Source organism: Streptomyces sp. NBC_00299 (assembly GCF_036173045.1).
GTDB classification, from domain to species: Bacteria; Actinomycetota; Actinomycetes; order Streptomycetales; family Streptomycetaceae; genus Streptomyces; species Streptomyces machairae.
Genome location: NZ_CP108039.1, coordinates 6,316,766 through 6,335,579 on the forward strand (window position 1 = coordinate 6,316,766; position 18,814 = coordinate 6,335,579).

The 18,814-nt window shown below is 71.3% G+C and carries 13 protein-coding genes and 2 tRNA genes; 12 read left to right on the forward strand and 3 right to left on the reverse strand.

The annotated features are described in order from the left end of the window. Nucleotides 1–25: 25 nt before the first annotated feature. The 5 genes from OHT51_RS28085 to OHT51_RS28105 all read left to right on the forward strand — a co-directional run bounded on the left by OHT51_RS28085 (nt 26) and on the right by OHT51_RS28105 (nt 3,800). Nucleotides 26–1,732: an LCP family protein gene (locus OHT51_RS28085; RefSeq protein ID WP_328881691.1), complete on the forward strand. Its 1,707-nt coding sequence runs from the start codon at nt 26–28 to the stop codon at nt 1,730–1,732. Between the two features lie 107 nt (nt 1,733–1,839). After that, a complete protein-coding gene (gene rsfS, locus OHT51_RS28090) occupies nt 1,840–2,286 on the forward strand; it encodes a ribosome silencing factor (protein WP_328881692.1) in 447 nt (148 codons plus the stop codon). Next, a complete protein-coding gene (locus tag OHT51_RS28095) occupies nt 2,283–2,954 on the forward strand; it encodes a histidine phosphatase family protein (RefSeq protein WP_328881693.1) in 672 nt (223 codons plus the stop codon). Before rsfS ends, OHT51_RS28095 begins: the two co-directional genes overlap by 4 nt. A gap of 100 nt (nt 2,955–3,054) precedes the next feature. Beyond that, a tRNA-Ala gene (locus OHT51_RS28100) sits at nt 3,055–3,127 on the forward strand. 439 nt (nt 3,128–3,566) lie between these two features. Continuing rightward, nucleotides 3,567–3,800 (forward strand): hypothetical protein, encoded by a 234-nt coding sequence (locus OHT51_RS28105; protein WP_003976229.1) that lies wholly within the window; start codon nt 3,567–3,569, stop codon nt 3,798–3,800. Here the strand turns inward: OHT51_RS28105 and OHT51_RS28110 are convergent. Then, nucleotides 3,779–5,008 (reverse strand): glycosyltransferase 87 family protein, encoded by a 1,230-nt coding sequence (locus tag OHT51_RS28110; protein WP_328881694.1) that lies wholly within the window; start codon nt 5,006–5,008, stop codon nt 3,779–3,781. The genes OHT51_RS28105 and OHT51_RS28110 overlap by 22 nt on opposite strands. A gap of 138 nt (nt 5,009–5,146) precedes the next feature. Between OHT51_RS28110 and OHT51_RS28115 the strand changes: the two genes are divergently transcribed. Then, nucleotides 5,147–5,219 (forward strand) — tRNA-Ala (locus OHT51_RS28115). Between the two features lie 115 nt (nt 5,220–5,334). On the opposite strand, the gene OHT51_RS28120 is transcribed toward OHT51_RS28115, so the two are convergent. Both OHT51_RS28120 and OHT51_RS28125 read right to left on the reverse strand, forming a co-directional pair. Then, complete coding sequence (locus OHT51_RS28120; RefSeq protein WP_328881695.1) at nt 5,335–6,945, reverse strand: NADH-ubiquinone oxidoreductase-F iron-sulfur binding region domain-containing protein; 1,611 nt, start codon at nt 6,943–6,945, stop codon at nt 5,335–5,337. Next, nucleotides 6,942–8,201, reverse strand: coding sequence for a cytochrome b/b6 domain-containing protein (locus OHT51_RS28125; RefSeq protein WP_328881696.1), 1,260 nt, complete (start codon nt 8,199–8,201; stop codon nt 6,942–6,944). The genes OHT51_RS28120 and OHT51_RS28125 overlap by 4 nt, the downstream gene beginning before the upstream one ends. Nucleotides 8,202–8,787: 586 nt before the next feature. Here OHT51_RS28125 and leuS point away from each other — a divergent pair. From leuS to OHT51_RS28155, 6 genes are all read left to right on the forward strand, one after another. Next, complete coding sequence (gene leuS / locus OHT51_RS28130; protein ID WP_328881697.1) at nt 8,788–11,676, forward strand: leucine--tRNA ligase; 2,889 nt, start codon at nt 8,788–8,790, stop codon at nt 11,674–11,676. A 217-nt stretch (nt 11,677–11,893) separates the two neighbouring features. Continuing rightward, nucleotides 11,894–12,685 carry a hypothetical protein gene (locus OHT51_RS28135; protein ID WP_328881698.1) on the forward strand — a complete coding sequence of 264 codons (792 nt, stop codon included), beginning with the start codon at nt 11,894–11,896 and terminating at the stop codon, nt 12,683–12,685. A gap of 92 nt (nt 12,686–12,777) precedes the next feature. Then, entirely contained in the window at nt 12,778–13,623 is an 846-nt protein-coding gene (locus OHT51_RS28140; RefSeq protein WP_328881699.1) for a DegV family protein, read from the forward strand. A 212-nt stretch (nt 13,624–13,835) separates the two neighbouring features. Continuing rightward, nucleotides 13,836–15,080, forward strand: a complete 1,245-nt coding sequence (locus OHT51_RS28145; protein WP_443052580.1) for a helix-hairpin-helix domain-containing protein — start codon at nt 13,836–13,838, stop codon at nt 15,078–15,080. Beyond that, nucleotides 15,077–17,929 (forward strand): ComEC/Rec2 family competence protein, encoded by a 2,853-nt coding sequence (locus OHT51_RS28150; RefSeq protein WP_328881700.1) that lies wholly within the window; start codon nt 15,077–15,079, stop codon nt 17,927–17,929. Before OHT51_RS28145 ends, OHT51_RS28150 begins: the two co-directional genes overlap by 4 nt. Then, nucleotides 17,916–18,755: an arylamine N-acetyltransferase family protein gene (locus OHT51_RS28155; protein ID WP_328881701.1), complete on the forward strand. Its 840-nt coding sequence runs from the start codon at nt 17,916–17,918 to the stop codon at nt 18,753–18,755. The genes OHT51_RS28150 and OHT51_RS28155 overlap by 14 nt, the downstream gene beginning before the upstream one ends. Nucleotides 18,756–18,814: the final 59 nt, after the last annotated feature.

Here is an 18,814-nt window from a genome sequence, read left to right on the forward strand (position 1 = left end):
GGCAGTGAGCCGAGAGGGGCTACCGGTGAACGACCGATACGACGCGGGGAGCGCGGGATACGAGGCCGACCAGTACGAACTGGTCGGCTACGACGAGTACGGGCAGCCGGTGTACCGACAGGTCCCGCCACAGCAACAGCAGCCCCAGCAGCAGTACGACCCTTACGCGCAGCAGGGCTACGGCTACGACCCGTACGCGACCGGCCGGCAGCAGCCGGTACCGCCGTACGACCCCTACGGGTCCGGCGACACCGGTCAGCAGCCGACCACGCCCGCCTACGACCCGTACGGCACCGGCACGCACCAGCAGCACGGCGGTGGGCCCTCGGCGCCGTATGACCCGTACGGCCGTACCGCGACCAGCGGTCAGCAGCAGCGGGTTGCCGAGCAGACCGCCTACATCCCGCAGCAGGCCGGGCCGGTCGAGGAACCGGTGGCCCAGGGCCGCGGTGACGCGGATTACCACACCGAACAGTTCGCCTTCGTCGAGGAGCCCGACCAGGACTCCGAGGACGTCATCGACTGGCTGAAGTTCACCGAGAACCGCACCGAGCGCCGCGAGGAGGCCAGGCGACGGGCACGCGCGCGTGTCATCGCCCTGGTGGTCGTCCTCGCGATCGCCGCGGCCGGCGGTGTCGGCTACCTCTGGTACGCCGGGAAGCTGCCCGGCCTCTCGGCGTCGGACGACAAGACCGACACCGCGACGCCCGTGGGCGCGCAGAAGCGTGACGTGATCGTCGTCCATCTGCACAACACCAAGAGCGGCGGCACCTCCACGGCGCTGCTCGTCGACAACGCCACCACCCAGCAGGGCACCACCGTCCTGATGCCCAACTCCCTCGCCCTGAGCGGCGACGACGGCAGTACGACGACCCTGGCCAAGTCGGTCGACGACGACGGCTCCTCCGGGACGCGCGACGCCATCGACACCGTCCTCGGCACCGAGATCCAGGGCACTTGGCGGCTGGACACCCCGTATCTGCAGAACCTCGTCGACCTGGTCGGCAACATCGAGGTCGACACCGACGCCGACGTGCCCGACCCGGACGCCAAGTCCAAGGGCGCGGCGCCCCTCGTCCGCAAGGGCAAGGCGCAGACCCTCAGCGGCAAGACAGCCGTCGCCTACGCCACCTACCAGGGCTCCGGCGAGGCGCAGAACGCCCAGCTGGAGCGGTTCGGGCAGGTCATGCAGGCCGTGCTGCGCAAGCTGACCTCGGACACGCAGGGCGCGACCACCACCGTGCAGACGCTCGGGATGATCATCGAGCCGCCGCTGACCGACAAGGACCTCGGCGCCTTCCTCGCCAAGCTCGCCGACCTCGCCAAGGGCGGCGACTACAAGACGGCCATGCTGCCCGTCCAGACCGACGGGACACTGAGCGCACAGGCGAGCGCGAGCGTCGTCAAGGACGTCCTCGGCGGTACCGCCAAGAGCCCCAGCAAGGACGCCGCGGTCCGCGTGTCCGTCCGCAACGCCAGCGGGGTCAAGGACAACACCAACGCGGCCCGCGTGGTGCTGCTCAACGGCGGCTTCACCTTCCTGGAGGGCGGCACCGGGTCCACCGCGGCCACGTCCGAGGTCGTCTACGCCGACGCCGCCGACAAGGACCACGCCACCGAGGTCGCCAAGACCCTGGGGCTGTCCTCCGGAGCGGTCAGCAAGGGCGAGGTGGCCGGGAACGCGAACGTCTCCGTGGTCCTCGGCCAGGACTACAAGCCGTCGTCCTCCTAGCGGGCACGACACCCGGGGCACCCCACGTGAGCCGATAATCACGTGGGGTGCTGTCGGCGGTCCGTGAGACCCTTGACGTCAAGTGTCCGCCGACCGAAAGCCTTGTAGTGACCGCTACCGACCGTTCCCTCGAGCTCGTCAACACCGCCGCCCAGGCAGCCGCCGACAAGCTCGCGCACGACATCATCGCCTACGACGTCAGCGACGTGCTGTCGATCACGGACGCCTTCCTGCTGGCCTCCGCGCCCAACGACCGCCAGGTCAAGTCGATCGTCGACGAGATCGAGGAGCGGCTCCAGAAGGAGCTCGGCGTCAAGCCGGTGCGCCGCGAGGGCGACCGCGAAGCCCGCTGGGTGCTGCTCGACTACGTCGACATCGTCGTCCACGTCCAGCACAGCGAGGAGCGCGTCTTCTACGCCCTGGAGCGGCTGTGGAAGGACTGCCCCGAGCTGGAGCTGCCCGAGGACGCCAAGGCCACCCGCGGCAAGGCCGCCGAGCACGCGAAGCACCAGGCCGCCGAGGAGGCGGCCGAGCTGGGCGGTGAGTGGCGATGAGTGCCACCGGCGAGGTGGCCGCGGGCAGGCCCGGCCGGGGCCGCCGCGTCATCCTCTGGCGGCACGGCCAGACCTCCTGGAACGTGGAGCGCCGCTTCCAGGGCTCCACGGACGTCCCTCTCACCGAGGCCGGCATCTCCCAGGCCCGCCGCGCCGCCCGGCTGCTCGCGGGCCTCAAGCCCGACGCGATCATCGCCTCCGACCTTCAGCGCGCCGCACACACGGCCGCCGAGCTGGCCACGCTCACCGGCCTGGAGGTCATGCACGACGAGTCCCTGCGGGAGACCTACGCGGGCGTCTGGCAGGGCCTGACGCACGAGGAGATCATCACCCGGTACGGCGAGGAGTACGCGGCGTGGAAGCGCGGTGAGCCGGTGCGCCGCGGCGGCGGCGAGCTGGAGACCGAGGTCGCCGACCGCGCCGCGCCCGTGGTGCTCCGGCACGCCGAGAAGCTCCCGGAGGACGGCACGCTGGTCGTGGTCAGCCACGGCGGCACGATCCGTACGACCATCGGGCGCCTCCTCGGCCTGGAGCCCAAGCACTGGGAGAGCCTCGGCGGCCTGACCAACTGCTGCTGGTCCGTCCTGGGCGAGGGCGCCCGCGGCTGGCGTCTGCTGGAGCACAACGCCGGCACCCTGCCGGAGCCGGTGCTCGGCGACGACGACTGAGAGCCGGATTTCACTTTCCGGCAGGTCGCAGGCTAAAGTTCTTCTTGTTCGCCCCGCCGAGCGGGGCGAAAGACCACTGCGGTTCGCCCGCGTGGCACAAGGGGCTATAGCTCAGTTGGTAGAGCGCCTGCATGGCATGCAGGAGGTCAGGAGTTCAATTCTCCTTAGCTCCACAGTGAGACAACAAGATCCCGCCGATCGCTTCGATCGGCGGGATCTTCTGGTATCCGAACTGTTCGGGTCCGTCTTGAGTCACTTGGGCCTCGCAGGCGTATACCTCTCAAGAGGCGCTTTGGGGTGCGTGTTCGCGCGCTTCGTTCGGCCGCGGAGGCTGCCGTGTCCGGACTGGTACTGAGGCGTCGCTGACCGTATTGGTCCGGCCGTGGCAGAATCAAACGGCCGGAAGGGGGCGCGGCCCGACGGGAGGGAGTTGCGATGCCTGCGAGCATCTTCGGAGAGGCCGGTGGCCTCTTCGAAGCAGCGTTGGCACGGGATACGATCACCCGCCTCAGCTGCCCTTCCTGCGGCTCCGCCCACGTCGCCCAGCTCTTGGGGGACAACGGCGGAATTTCCTACGTGTGCACGGCCTGCGGCCACAGCTGGAGCTGATCGATGGGTGCACACAGGCGAAAGTGCGACTGGTGCGGCAGCGGAACGCCGATCGTCCGTGACATGGAACCGGTGAACCCCGACTACCAGTACTGGTGCGAGGAATGCGCGCGGGCGCTGATCATAAAAGGCGACCCGATCGAGACCTACCGTGAACTCGAGGGCGAGCCGATCTACGGCCGTCTCCTCGAAGAGCACTGCACGCTCAAGCGCTTCTATTCCTTCGTCACGGCTTGACCGGCCGTCACGGCATGACCGCGGCCGGCGCTCCTGAGTGTCCTGACGCCGACCCCGGCGATCATGAGGAAGAGACACCCGGCTGTCCCGTAAAGGGCAGACATCATTAACTCGATGCCGTTTTGGTGCAGTTCATGGCGCCCCGGACCGTGTGGCACCCACCACAGCGCGTACGACGAGAAGACGAGCAGCGTGCCGAGGGCGGCGGGCCGGTACGCGTGCGTGCCGAGGAGCAGGGCCACCGGCACGCACCACACCCAGTGGTGCGACCAGGACACCGGGCTGACGAGCAGCGCCGTGACCGCGCAGACGGTCACCGCCCAGGCCCGCCTTCCGCGCAACTCCGCCGCGACCGCCACGCCGAGCCCTGTCGCGCCCACCACGGCCGCTGTGAGCACCCAGGCGGCCCCGGGCTCCGGAGTCTGCAGCAGCCGCGCGAGAACGCCGCGCAGGGCCTGGTTCGCGGTGTCCTCGGTACGCCCCACGCGCCCGGCCGCGAACACGACGCGGGTCCAGAAACGCCAGGAGTCGTACGGCAGTACAGCCGCGGCCAACAGGGTCGCCCCGGCGAACGAAGCGGCCGCCACACGCGCATGCCGCAGCCAGGGGCCGCCGCAGCCGTGCCGGCGTCGGGCCACGACACCGGCCAGGAGCAGAACCACCGCGAACAGAGCGGGCGTCAGCTTCACGGCCGTCGCGAGCCCGATCCCGATGCCGGCCCAGCGGTTCTCCGGACGGCGTGACAGATCCCACAGCACCAGGACGGCGAGCAGCAGGTTGATCTGCCCGTACCGCAGCGTCGTCCACACTGGCTCGCACCAGACGGCCACCGTCGCGACCCACCAGACGCTCTCCACGCGCGTGTGCCCGACCAGGCGCAGGGATTGCCGTACGAAGACCACGAGCAGTGCGAGGTTCCCGGCCGTCGCCAGGGTGCGCATCGTCGCCGTGTCGAGGAGTGTCAGCGGAGTGAACAGCAGGGCCGCGAACGGCGGGTAGGTGGCGGGCAGTCGCGCGGCCGTCGCCTGCAGCCCGTACAGGTCGCCTCCCGCACGTACGGTCGCGCCCTCGGCCCGGTACACCATCAGGTCGACCATCGAGACGTGCGCGGCCCGCTGGGCCATCCAGAACGCGGCGAAGGAGACCAGGCAGGCACCCACGGCGACCGGCGCTCGGCGGCGGACGGCGGAGGGCGCGATTGCGGTCACGAAGTACGACATTAGTGGTCGTACTGGTCCGGGTCGGAAACGATTTGGTGCTGCACGAGGTCGACCGGTAATGTTGGCGTCGCCGCCGGGGAAACCGGACGCCGCAGCCAAGATCGCGGCTCCGCCGGATGGTCGCAAGGGGCTATAGCTCAGTTGGTAGAGCGCCTGCATGGCATGCAGGAGGTCAGGAGTTCAATTCTCCTTAGCTCCACAGCAGATCCCGCCGGATCGGTTCGATCCGGCGGGATCTTTTTTGTGTGCTCCGGCACTGCGCGAACGAGGGGCCGTCCGGTGCGGACGGCCCCTCTACGCGTGCGTGCCCTGCTTCAGCGGCCCAGCGCCCGCCTGCCGCGGCCCTGGGAGAGGACCGGCAGATTGCGGGACGACTCCTGCGCGCGGGTGTCCTCCTCCAGACGCAGGGCGAGGGCCGGGCAACGGCGCACCGCGCGCAGGGCCTTGGCCTCGGCGTAGCGAGGCACCTTCGCCTGGGCGACGGTGGGGAAGCCGTCGGCGCCCAGTTGGAAGACCTCCGGGAGGATGTCCGCGCACAGGCCGTGGCCGCGGCACAGCGTCCAGTCGACGTAGATCTTCTGGCGGCTGGGGCCGTTCTCCTCCGACTCGGCTCCGCCCGGGATGCCCGTCGGGCCCATGCCGCCCTCGAAGAGCGGCAGAACGCCCTCCACGGGCCGTCCGCAGCCGTTGCCGAGGACATGCGCCGCCAGGTCGTCCGTGAACGCCTTGATGGTCGACTCCAGGAACATCGCGGAGCCGTCGGGGTGCGAGCACGCGCCGCGCCGCTTCACGTTCTTGGCGACCTGCTTGAGCGCCTCCAGGGCGGCCGGGCCGCCGCCGTTGAGGATGTCCTCCAAGCCGCGCGCGGCGGCCGGCAGACCGAGGTAGCAGGGGCCGCACTGGCCCGCGCTCTCCTCGGCCAGCCACTGCGCCACGCGCAGCGACTCGCCCAGCGGGCAGGTCTCCTGAGTGATCGGCAGGATCGCGCCGGCGCCGAGGGCGCCGCCCACGGCGTCCAGGGAGTTGCGCGAGACGATCGCCTCGTTGACCGTCGCCGCGTCGATCCACTTGCCGTGGTAGCCGCCGGTCAGCACGCCCTGCGGGACGGGCGGAGCGCCCGCGAGCTGGAGGACGTAGCGCAGTGGCACGCCCGTGGGGACCTCGATGACCATCGGGCGGGCCACCGCGCCGGAGACGGTGAGCATGACGGTGCCCGGCTCGTCGTACAGGCCGGTGTTGCCGTAACGCTCCGGGCCGATGCGGGCGGCGATCGCGAGCTGCGCGAACGTCTCGGCGTTGGACAGCAGGGTGGGGGCGCCGCCGACGCCGTTCTGCGAGGCGCTGACCTTGCGGCCGGACGGGATCGCCGGGCCGCCGTCGATGGAGCGGACCACGGACGCCGCGGCGCCGGTGACCATGCGCACCGGGTTGCGCTGGACGAACGCGCGCAACGCGGAGCGACGGCTGTTGCTGAGGCCGCGTTCGGCGAGGGCGGCCTCCATGGAGCGCTGGGTGGACTCCCGGGTGACCGCCACCACGAGCGTGCGGGCACCCATGGCCTCGGCGCACAGCAGCGCGCCGTCCAGGATGAGATGCGGGGCACGGTTGATCATCACCGTGTCCTTGCGGCAGGCCGGTTCGTCCTCGCTGCCGTTGACGACGACGACCGGCCGCACCCCGCGCTTGATCGCGGCCTCGGCGACCGTGCGCAGCTTCCTGTGGAAGGGGAAGCCCGCGCCGCCGCGGCCCTTCAGGTTGATGTTCTCGGCGAGCTTCGCGAGTTGCTCGCCGCCCATCGGTTCGAGCGGCCCGTGCACCTTGAGATGCATGGGCAGATCGAGTCTCTCGACAAGGTCGAAGCCCGACGTGAGCTGGGGAAGTCCGACTACGCGGACTTCTGGTACGTCGGGCAGGGCCTCGTTCACTTAAAGCCTCCGGAAGGCGTGTTCCAAGGTTCGCCCGAACCCGGTGCGTCGAAGTCGTAGGAGGCACCGGGGAAAGTTTCAGTGGCGGGACCGCTGTTGTTGTACGTGTCGTTCTGGTTGTACGTACCGAAGACGGCGTTTGTCTCAGCGGTGTCGTACACATCACTCGAGCCGTAGCCCGAAGCCCCGGCGTCATAGCCCGGGGTGCCCGAATTGCCGTAGACGGGGATGTTGTATCCGGTGTCGTTGAGCGGGTCGTACGCCGACGGGGGTGCCTCGCCGACCGGCGGTGGGGACGGGATCGGCCAGCTGCCCGACGTGCTGCCGCCGCCGTCCACGCGCGGGATCGCCTCCGTCTGCTGCATGTCCAGGGGCAGGTCCATGCGCGCGGTCTGGTCGGCCGCATAGGGCTGCTGTTGCCCGCCGGAGCGGGGTGAGACGGCGCGGTAGGCGGCGGCGAAACCGCCTGTGGTCTCGGCGGCTGAGGGGGCCTGGGAGGGCATGCCGGGCAGGGGGCCGGGGCGCTCGTCGCGCGAGCGTCGCGACGGGCGCTGGTTGTCGTAGCCCGGCAGTGAGGAGCCGGACGCCGCCCTGGCTCGGCTCTCCTCCAGGTCCTCGCGGCCCCCGGGCTCGTTGCCGATGATCTGGGCGAGCCGGTTGGCGACCTTGCGCTTGAAGGGGCGCGGCGCCGCGCGCAGGGCCAGCGCCGCGGCGACGGCGACCACGCACAGCTCGTAACACACCATGAAGAACGTCGCCGCCGGGCGGCCGGCGAAGAGTCCGTGGATCAGGGCGGCGCACCAGGCCGGGTAGGCCAGCATGTGCATCATTCGCCAGCGCGCCGCGACGGGCGCCGGGGACGCGAAGCGGTTGCGCAGCGCGCCGGTGACGCCGACGAAGATCATGAGCATGGCGGCCAGGGTGCCCAGTCCGATGAGGAAGGCGCTGCCGGGGATCTCGCTGCCGCCGGCGAACACCAGGCCGAAGGGGATCAGTGCAGCGATCGGGCTGGCGTGCTCCAGCGCCAGCTTCACACCGATGTGCACCAGGAGGAACGCGATCGACGCCACAGCGGTAACTCGGTGGATGGCCTGTGCGATGAGCCGCTGCCGGGTGTTCAGGATCATCCGGTCCTGGGCGACGAGCCCCCAGATCACCGAGCAGGTGAGACAGACGAGGGACAGCACACCGGCGCCGAAGTTGAGGAACTCCAAGAAGGCGTCATCCACCACACTGTCGTTCGGATCCGTCGTCACGGCATGCCTCCCGAAAACGCGATGAGGGGTATGGGCGACCGAGTGTGAGCGACCGACGCCCCCCGGGCCGGGAGATCCGGCCTGAGGGGCGGGCTGCTGTGGGGACGAGGGTTCATGGGGGCAACTCCGAACGGTTCGGGAAGGCGGTCCCGCTGCCGCACTCTAAGTGGCTCCATACCGGGGAGTACGGCGTTTGAGTTATTGCGTTGTTATCTACGGGCTGCGCGGGGCTTGCGTTGTCCCTTAGCGACTGTTACGCCAGGTAATAGTTGAGTGTTGTTCAACTTTTCGAGGTCTTCACAACTCTCAGGTACGAAACTCGGGGCGCTGATGTTCACGCGCGCCCCCTATAAGAAGCCCCTCGCGCCCCCCACCGGAAGTCCGTCGCGACCGGCTCGGGCGCTGCGGTACCCTGACGCCATGCGTGCCGTACGCCTTCTGCTTAGCGGGCCGCGCTGATCAGTCCCGACCACCGGGTGAATCGGATGGTCGGAATCGGCGCGGCGTCCCCTCCTGTGCGAGGGGATTTTTCGTTTCCGGAGAACCGCAGCCGCTTGCAGAGACGATCGATGGAGCTTTGAGGATCATGAGCGAGACGAACCCCGCTGCCACCGCCGAGGTGGCCGCGCCGCACCGCTACACGGCCGCCATGGCGGCCGAGATCGAGGCACGCTGGCAGGACTTCTGGGACGTCGAGGGCACATACGCGGCGCCGAACCCCCAGGGTGACCTGGCGGGCGACCCCGAGCTGGTCGCCAAGCCCAAGAAGTTCATCATGGACATGTTCCCGTACCCCTCCGGAGCGGGCCTGCACGTCGGTCACCCGCTGGGCTACATCGCCACCGACGTCTTCGCGCGCTTCCAGCGCATGACCGGCCACAACGTCCTGCACACCCTGGGCTTCGACGCCTTCGGCCTGCCCGCCGAGCAGTACGCCGTGCAGACCGGCACGCACCCGCGTGTGTCCACCGAGGCCAACATCAAGAACATGCAGATCCAGCTGCGCCGGCTGGGCCTGGGCCACGACAAGCGCCGGTCGTTCGCCACGATCGACCCGGACTACTACAAGTGGACCCAGTGGATCTTCCTGCAGATCTTCAACTCCTGGTACGACGACGAGGCGAAGAAGGCCCGTCCGATCTCCGAGCTGATCGCCCTGTTCGAGTCCGGCGAGCGTGCCGTACCGAGCGCTGACGGTGGCACGCGTGCGTGGAGCGAGCTGAGCGTCGCCGAGCGCGCCGACGTCCTGGGCGAGTACCGGCTGGCGTACGCCTCCGACGCGCCGGTCAACTGGTGCCCCGGCCTGGGCACCGTGCTGGCCAACGAGGAGGTCACCGCCGACGGCCGCTCCGAGCGCGGCAACTTCCCCGTCTTCAAGGCCAAGCTGCGCCAGTGGAACATGCGGATCACCGCCTACGCCGACCGACTGCTGGACGACCTGGACGAGCTGGACTGGCCCGAGGCCATCAAGCTGCAGCAGCGCAACTGGATCGGGCGCTCCGAGGGCGCCCGCGTCGACTTCCCCGTGGACGGCGAGCGCATCACGGTCTTCACCACGCGCCCGGACACCCTGTTCGGCGCGAGCTACATGGTGCTGGCGCCCGAGCACCCGCTGGTCGAGAAGTTCACCCCGGACGCCTGGCCCGAGGGCACGCACGACGTGTGGACCGGCGGTCACGCGACCCCGGCCGAGGCCGTCGCCGCCTACCGCGCGCAGGCCGCCTCCAAGTCCGACGTCGAGCGCCAGGCCGAGGCCAAGGACAAGACGGGCGTCTTCATCGGCTCGTACGCGACCAACCCGGTCAACGGCGAGCAGGTCCCGGTCTTCATCGCCGACTACGTCCTGATGGGCTACGGCACCGGCGCGATCATGGCCGTTCCCGCGGGTGACCAGCGCGACTTCGAGTTCGCGCGCGCCTTCGAGCTGCCGATCGTCTGCATCGTCGAGCCGACGGACGGGCGGGGCACGGACACCTCGACGTGGGAGGACGCCTTCGGGTCGTACGACGCGAAGATCATCAACTCCTCCAACGACGACATCTCCCTGGACGGACTGGGCGTCGACGAGGCCAAGGCGCGCATCACCGAGTGGCTGGAGCGGACCGGTGTCGGCGAGGGCACCGTCAACTTCCGGCTGCGTGACTGGCTGTTCAGCCGCCAGCGCTACTGGGGCGAACCCTTCCCGATCGTCTACGACGAGGACGGCATCGCCCACGCGCTGCCCGAGTCGATGCTGCCGCTGGAGCTGCCCGAGGTCGAGGACTACTCGCCGCGCACTTTCGACCCGGACGACGCCGACACCCAGCCCGAGACGCCGCTGTCGCGCAACGAGGACTGGGTCAACGTCACGCTGGACCTGGGCGACGGCCGCGGTCCTCGCCCGTACCGCCGCGAGACCAACACCATGCCCAACTGGGCCGGTTCCTGCTGGTACGAGCTGCGCTACCTGGACCCGCACAACAGCGAGAAGCTGGTCGACCCCGAGATCGAGCAGTACTGGATGGGTCCGCGCGAGGGCCAGCCGCACGGCGGCGTCGACCTGTACGTCGGCGGCGCCGAGCACGCCGTGCTGCACCTGCTGTACGCCCGCTTCTGGTCCAAGGTCCTGTTCGACCTGGAGCACGTCTCCTCCGCGGAGCCGTTCCACAAGCTGTTCAACCAGGGCATGATCCAGGCCTACGTGTACCGCGACAGCCGCGGCATCGCGGTCCCGGCCGCCGAGGTGGAGGAGCGCGACGGCGCCTACTACTACCAGGGCGAGAAGGTCTCCCGGCTGCTGGGCAAGATGGGCAAGTCCCTGAAGAACGCGGTCACTCCGGACGAGATCTGCGCCGAGTACGGCGCCGACACGCTGCGTCTGTACGAGATGGCGATGGGCCCGCTGGACGTCTCCCGGCCGTGGGACACGCGCGCGGTGGTCGGCCAGTTCCGGCTGCTGCAGCGGCTGTGGCGCAACGTCGTCGACGAGACGACCGGTGACGTGACGGTGCTGGACGCCGAGCCCGACGAGGACACGCTGCGTGCGCTGCACAAGGCGATCGACGGGGTGCGCGGTGACCTGGAAGGCATGCGGTTCAACACCGCCATTGCCAAGGTCACGGAGCTGAACAACCACCTGACGAAGGCGGGCGGCGCGGTACCGCGCTCGGTCGCCGAGTCGCTGGTGCTGATGGCCGCGCCGCTGGCCCCGCACATCGCCGAGGAGCTGTGGCGCAAGCTGGGGCACACCGACTCGGTGGTGCACCGGGACTTCCCGGTCGCCGACCCGGCGTACGTCGTCGACGAGACCGTGACCTGCGTCGTGCAGATCAAGGGCAAGGTCAAGGCCCGCCTGGAGGTCTCGCCGGCGATCTCCGACGAGGAGCTGGAGAAGGTCGCGCTGTCCGACGAGAAGGTCGTGGCGGCGCTGGACGGCGCCGGGATCCGCAAGGTGATCGTGCGGGCGCCGAAGCTGGTGAACATCGTTCCGGCGTAGGCGTAGGCGTAGGCGTAGGCGTAGGCGTCGGCGAGGGCGTAGGCGTAGGCGCCCCGGCATTGGCGCGGCGATTCGGTGGTTCGGCCGGGTTCGGCGTCGGCTCGGGGTGATCCCCTACGGGCAGGTTCGGGGTTCTTCTGGAACTCGGGGCCTGCCTGCTGCGTTTACCGTTGAAGAGTGACGCGGTGTGTGCCGCGACCGGTCGGAGGAGGAGCTCGTGGAAGCAGTGATCGCAGTCGTCGCCCTGCTTTTCGTGCTCTTTGTCGTGCTCGGCGCGTACGCCACGGTGAAAGTGGTCGGGGCTGCCAAGCGCCGCGTGGACGAGACGATCACCCACGCCCGGCGCACGGTCGAGGACGGCACCCTGCGGGCCAAGTCCTTCGCCCAGCCGGGCGCCGCCGGCGAGCTCGCCCAGCTGCGGCTGAAGCTGCGCACCTCCATGCGGGCCACCCAGGACGCGCTGCACGCGGGCGTGACCGAGGACGAGTCCCTCAAGGAGTCCCTCGGCCTCTTCCAACGCCTCAGCGCGCACGGGCACGAACTGGACGCCGAGATGCGGCGCCTGGAGTCCGAACCGGACCGCGTGACCCTCGCAAAGCGGCTGCCCGACCTGCGCGAGCGCACCGAGCGCGTCGTCCAGTCGGCGGACGCGCTGCGCTGGGCGGCCCGCGACCGGGCCCGCCGCTTCGCCGCCGACGACCTGGACACCCTCAGCGAGCAGATCGACCTGGAGGCCGGCGCCCTGCGGCACTGGCAGACCACGGAGTCCGCCTCCGCCTCCTCTGCTCCTTCCTCCTCGCCGATGCCACCGTCGGAACGTCCGGCGGCCACGCCGCCCCCGTGGCCGGAGGCCCCGGCGACCGAGGCCGCCGGGACGGCCGAGCAGACCTGGCCGGACACGCCTCAGTCGCAGCGGGCCGAGGAGCCGACCCGGCCCGCCATCAGCCCGGCAGCCCCGCGCCCGACGTACCCCTGGCAGAAGAAACCCCGCCCCGAGAGCACGACTTGAGCCCGGTTGCGCCCGTGCTGATCGGTCAAGGCATTCCCAGGTGAGCGGGGTCGGGCTGCCGCCCGCGCGCTACGCCAGGTAACCTCCAGCTCATGTCCCGCCATGTCGCGATCGTCACCGATTCAACGGCCTACCTGCCGCAGCGGACGATGGAGCGCCACGGCATCACCGCGGTGCCCCTGACCGTGGTCGTCGGCGGTCAGGCGTTGGACGAGGGCACCGAGATCTCGACCCGATCCCTCGCCCAGGCGTTGCAGAAGCGACGTCCTGTCACCACCTCGCGCCCCAGCCCCGAGGTCTTCGCGGAGCACTACCGCAAGGTCGCCGAGGCCGGCGCCACCGGCATCGTCTCCCTGCACCTGTCCGCCGAGCTCTCCGGCACCTACGACGCGGCGGTCCTCGCCGCCCGCGAGGCCCCGGTACCGGTGCGGGTGGTGGACACCGGGATGGTCGCCATGGCACTCGGCTTCTGCGCGCTCGCGGCGGCCGAGGCGGCCGAGACTGGCGGCACGGTGGACGAGGCCGTCACCGCCGCGGAGAAACGCGCCGGGGCCACGGCCGCCTACTTCTACGTCGACACCCTCGACTATCTGCGCCGCGGCGGCCGCATCGGCGCCGCGCAAGCGCTGTTGGGCTCCGCGCTCGCGGTGAAGCCGCTGTTGCAGCTGGAGGGCGGCCGGATCGGCCCGTTGGAGAAGGTACGGACGGCTTCCAAGGCGATCGCCCGCCTCGAGGAGATCGCCGCCGACCGGGCGGGCAGCGCGCAGGTCGACATCGCGGTCCACCATCTCGCCGCCCCCGACCGGGCGTCGGCACTGGCGGATCGTTTGCGGGCGCGGGTGCCTGGGCTGGCCGAGCTGCATGTGAGCGAGGTCGGGGCGGTTATCGGGGCGCACACCGGGCCTGGGTTGTTGGGGGTTGTGGTTTCGCCGCGGTGACGGCCCTTTTGGCGAGCGACTCACTCGTGTGGGTGGCGGAGTTATCCACAACTCGCCGGTAATCCCCGGGAATTGAGCAAGATCATCGCGGGTGTGCCGAGGTGTCCGATCCTCGTCGCATGGCACTTCGATCACGTACACGCACCACGACGGCAACCAGCGGCCCGGGCCGAGGCCCTCACTCCGACGTCCGCACCCGCCGACGGCGACCCATGCATGCCCCGGGGCGGGCACGGCCGCGCCCTGCGTCCGCGCGAGCGGCGGAGGAGCTGCGGCGCAGGGCGGAGGTGATTTTCGCCGAACGGGCCGGGGAGTGGGGGGAGTCGGGGGCGGGACCGCCGGCGAGTGGGGGCTTGGATGAGGGCGCTGGTGGGCCGCCGGGCGCCGGTGTCCTGCCGGGCGCCGGTGTCCCGCGCGCTGATGGGCTGCGCGGCGCCGATGTTGCGCGTGTAGATGGGCTGCGCGGCTCCGATGTTCCGCATGCTGATGGGCCGTGCGGCTTCGATGTTGCGCGTGCCGAGGGGCTGGTGGGCTCCGATGTCCCGGGCGGCAATGGGGCGCTGGGGGCGGACGTGCGGGAAGCCGGCGCGGGTGAGGGGGCTGGTGGCGCGGCTGCCGTCGTGGTTGACGGGGATGGTGGCGAAGGTGGCGCCGGTTCAGGTGCCGGTGCCGGTGCCGGTGCCGGTGTCGGGGAGTGGCCGGCGCGGGCCGGGCTGGCTTTGCGGGAGCGGATGCCGGTGTGGTTGCAGGCGAGGTGTGGACTGGAGCGGCGGAGCGTGGTTGCGCTCACCGTGGTGCTCGTCCTCGCCGCCGGGTTCGCCGTACAGCACTTCTGGGCCGGGCGGGCGCAGTCCGTGCGCGCGCCGGAGGTGGTGCGGGCGGCGGCCTCGTACGGGGGAGAGTCGCAAGGAGGGCAGCCGCAGGGAGGGCAGCCGCAGGGAGGGGCGAGCGGGTCGAGTACGTCGGCGGCCGTCGGTGCGTCCGGTGCCGGGGCCACGGCGGCGGAGATCGTCGTGGACGTCAGCGGAAAGGTGCGCGAGCCGGGCATCCACCGCCTCCCCGCGGGCTCGCGGGTCGCCGACGCCCTGCGCGCTGCCGGTGGGGTGCGCCCCGGCACGAAGACCGACAGCCTCAACCGGGCTCGGTTCCTGGTGGACGGCGAGCAGGTGATCGTCGGGAGTCCGGCCGCAGTGCCCGGGGCCGCTCCGGGCACGGGTGCGGGTACTGGCACGGGCGGTGCGGCGGGCGCGGGGGCGGCACCCAGCGCGCCGGTCGCCCTCAACACAGCCACCGTGGACCAGCTCGACACCCTCCCGGGCGTCGGCCCGGTCCTGGCCCAGCACATCATCGACTACCGCACCCAGCACGGCGGCTTCCGCTCGGTGGACGAGCTGCGTGAAGTCAACGGCATCGGTGACCGCCGCTTCGCCGATCTGCGGAATCTAGTACGGCCATGACCCACGACGTGCGTACACCCGACCTCGCGCCCTCCCGCGCTGCCGTCCACGCCGCGTCCGGCAGCCGGCTCGGTGCCTCCCACCCCCGTCAGGAAGGACCGACGGACCTTCGACTCGTCCCACCCGCACTCGCCGCCTGGGCGACGGCGGCACTGATGCTGGGCGCCCCTGAGTGGTGGGCGGTCGCGGCGGCGGTTGTCTGTCTGCTTGCGGCAGGCGTGCTGCTGGTGGTGGGGCGAGGCGGGGGCGTGGAAGGCCGAATTACCGGTGGCGGGGGCATGGAAGGCCGGAATACCGGTGGCAGGGGCGTTGAAGGCGGGCTTACCGGTGGCAGGGTTGCTGAAAGCGGGCTCGCCGATGGTGGGCGCGGCGATGGCCGTGCGGCCAGGCCAGGGCGTCTGACAGCGCCCCGGCGCCGGACCGGTTCCGTGCCGGATTCCCCACCGAGGCAGCCAACCCGGCCGCGCAGGCCGGGCACCGCGCCAAGGCGTATCGGCCTACCGCACAGGCCGAGCACCGCGCCGAGGCGCATCACCTGGCCGCGAACCTCGGTCGCCGCCGTCCTGCTCTGTGTCGCCGCGGCGGCCGTCTCCGCCGGGTTGCACGGGGCCGACCTACGGCGTGGGCCGGTGCCCGAGCTGGCGCGGGAGTACGCCACCGTGACCGCCGAGGTCGAGGTCACCTCCGATCCCCGGCTCACCCGACCCCGGGTCAGAGGGGATCACATGGCGCCGACCTCCGTGCTGATCAACGCGGACGTACGACGCGTCGAGGACGCGGACGGCACGGCGGTGGTGACGCGGGCGCCGGTGCTGATGATCGTCGACGCGGGGTGGGGATCGTCCGGTGAGGACGAAGGGGCGTCGCAGTCCTCCGGTGCCGGGCGTTCTCCCTGGCTGAACCTGCTCCCCTCCACCCGGCTGCGGGTGACCGCACGGCTCGCGCCCGCCCTCGCGGACGGGGACCGGGTCGCGGCCGTGCTGCGGGTGCGGGACCCGGCGGTGCCGCAGGTCGTGGGGGAGCCGTCGGGGGCGCAGCGGCTGGCGGGGCGGTTGCGGGCCGGGCTGCGGGAGGCGACCGACAGCTTGCCGGCGGATGCGCGGGCGCTGCTGCCGGGGCTGGTCGTGGGGGACACCTCCCGCATCACCCCGGAGCTGGACGAGGCGTTCAAGGAGACCGACCTCGCGCACACGCTCGCCGTCTCCGGCAGCAACCTCACGATCATCCTCGCTCTGCTCATCGGCCCGCCGGGCCTCGCACAGCTCGCCGAGCGCCGTGGCCTCGCGCCCCGCCTGGGCATCTCCCTGCGGACGACCGCGCTGCTCGGTGGGGCGCTCACCCTCGCGTTCGTCGTCGTGTGCCGGCCGGACCCCAGCGTGCTGCGGGCCGCGGCGTGCGGGGCCGTCGCGCTGCTCGCCCTGGCGACCGGACGCCGTAGGACTCTGATCCCGGCGCTGGCGACGGCCGTATTGCTGCTGGTGCTGTACGACCCGTGGCTGGCCCGCAGTTACGGCTTCCTGCTCTCCGTCCTGGCGACGGGTGCCCTGCTCACCCTCGCGCCCCGCTGGAGCGCGGCGTTGCGGCGGCGCGGGGTGCCGCCGAGGCCGGCCGAGGCGCTGGCGGCCGCGGCTGCCGCGCAGGCGCTGTGCGCGCCGGTCGTGGCGGTGCTGTCGGCTCGGGTGAGCCTGGTGGCGGTGCCGTGCAATCTGCTCGCGGAGTTCGCGATCGCACCGGCGACGGTGCTGGGCTTCGCGGCACTGGCGACGGCGCCGTTGGCGATGCCGGTGGCCAAGGCCCTGGCCTGGTGCGCGGGTTGGCCGACCGGCTGGATCGCGGACGTCGCCCGGACGGGCGCCGCGCTGCCCGGCGCGGGCGTGGACTGGCCCGGCAGCTGGACCGGGGCGGCGCTGCTGGCCCTCGCCACGGTGGTCGCCCTGCTCGCCGGACGGCGGCTGCTGCGGCACCCCTGGTGGTGTGGTGTCTGCGGGGCGCTGCTCCTGCTGGCGGTGGTGCAGCCGCCGCCGCTGACCAGGGTGGTCACGGGATGGCCGCCGCCCGGATGGCGGTTCGCGATGTGCGATGTGGGGCAGGGCGACGCCACAGTGCTCGCGGCGGGCGAGGGGACGGGGGTGGTCGTGGACGCCGGCCCCGATCCGACGCTGGTCGACCGGTGCCTGCGCACGCTGGGGATCACCAGGATTCCGCTCGTCGTGCTCACCCACTTCCACGCCGACCATGTGGCGGGCCTGCCGGGCGTCCTGCGGGGGCGCGCGGTGGGCGCGATCGAGACGACGGGACACGAAGAACCGGTGGACCAGGCGGAGTTCGTGCACAGAGAGGCGGCCGCACGGCGCATTCCCGTGACGCGGGCCGCCGCCGGGGAGGAGCGGCGTACCGGAGACCTGAGCTGGCAGGTGGTGTGGCCGCCGCCCTCCCACCCGTCACTGCCGGCCATGGTCCCGGAGGGTCCGAACGACGCCAGCGTCACTCTGCTCGTCCGGGCGGCCGGGCTGCGGCTCCTGCTGCTCGGGGATCTCGAACCCCCGGCCCAACGGGCGCTGTTGAGATCGACGGCTGGGGCGCTGCTGGGCGGCGTGGACGTGCTCAAGGTGGCCCACCACGGCTCGGCGTACCAGGACCCGGAGCTCATACGCCGGGCCGCGCCCCGGCTGGCGTTGATCAGCTCCGGTGAGGACAACCCGTACGGCCACCCCGCGCCCAGCACCCTCGCGGCGCTGCGAACACAGGGGGCCGTGGTGCTGCGGACGGACGAGGACGGGGCGCTGGCGGTTGCGGGTACGGGCGCGGAGCTGCGGGTGGCGGGAGACTGGGGGCATGGATTCCGTTGAGGTTGATGCCTATCTCCGCCGCCTGGGGGTCGAGCACACCGCCTGGCCCACCGTGGACCTGCTGCGCGAGCTGCATCTGCGCCATCTGCAGACCGTGCCCTTCGAGAACCTCTCGATCCACCTCGGCGAGGAGATCGTCCTGGAGGAGAAGCGACTGCTGGACAAGGTGGTGGGAGCGCGACGGGGTGGGTTCTGCTACGAACTGAACGGGGCCTTCGGGGCGTTGCTCGGCGCGCTCGGTTTCGATGTGACGCTGCTCGCGGGGCGGGTCCATGTGAAGGAGGAGGAGGTCGGGATTCCTTACGACCACATGGCGCTGCAGGTGCGGACCGTGGACGGGGGCACATGGCTGGCGGACGTCGGCTTCGGGGCGCACAGCCACTATCCGCTGGCGTTCGAGGCGCGGGGTGAGCAGGTGGATCCGGCGGGTGTGTTCCGGATCGTCGAGGCCGGGCCGGACGCGGCGGGGGTGCGCGGCGGGTATGACGCGGAGGCGGCGGCGGACCTGGAGGTCGCCATGGACGGCAGGGCGGAGTACCGGTTGGAGCGGCGGCCGCGGGCACTCGGCGACTTCGTGGCCGGGGCGTGGTGGCACAGCACCTCGCCGGGCTCGCACTTCACGCAGTCGCTGGTGTGTTCGCGGGTGACGAAGGAAGGCGGGCGGATCACCCTCAGTGGCCGCACCTTCAAGACGACGGCGGCCGACGGGACACGTGAGGAGCGGGAGTTGGGGACGGACGAGGAGGTGCTGGGGGTGTACCGGGAGCGGTTCGGGATCGAGCTGGACCGGGTGCCGACGGTGCGCAAGCCCAACCGGGACGGCTGATCCGGCTGGGGTGCTCGGGGCTGGGGCGGGTGTGGGGACCCGGCGCAGGGCCGGCTCTC

Coding starts and splice junctions, on each gene's coding strand:
- leuS (WP_328881697.1), top strand. CDS start 8,788: ATGAGCGAGACGAACCCCGCTGCCACCGCCGAGGTGGCCGCGCCGCAC.
- OHT51_RS28140 (WP_328881699.1), top strand. CDS start 12,778: ATGTCCCGCCATGTCGCGATCGTCACCGATTCAACGGCCTACCTGCCG.
- OHT51_RS28105 (WP_003976229.1), top strand. CDS start 3,567: ATGGGTGCACACAGGCGAAAGTGCGACTGGTGCGGCAGCGGAACGCCG.
- OHT51_RS28155 (WP_328881701.1), top strand. CDS start 17,916: ATGGATTCCGTTGAGGTTGATGCCTATCTCCGCCGCCTGGGGGTCGAG.
- OHT51_RS28150 (WP_328881700.1), top strand. CDS start 15,077: ATGACCCACGACGTGCGTACACCCGACCTCGCGCCCTCCCGCGCTGCC.
- OHT51_RS28095 (WP_328881693.1), top strand. CDS start 2,283: ATGAGTGCCACCGGCGAGGTGGCCGCGGGCAGGCCCGGCCGGGGCCGC.
- OHT51_RS28145 (WP_443052580.1), top strand. CDS start 13,836: ATGCATGCCCCGGGGCGGGCACGGCCGCGCCCTGCGTCCGCGCGAGCG.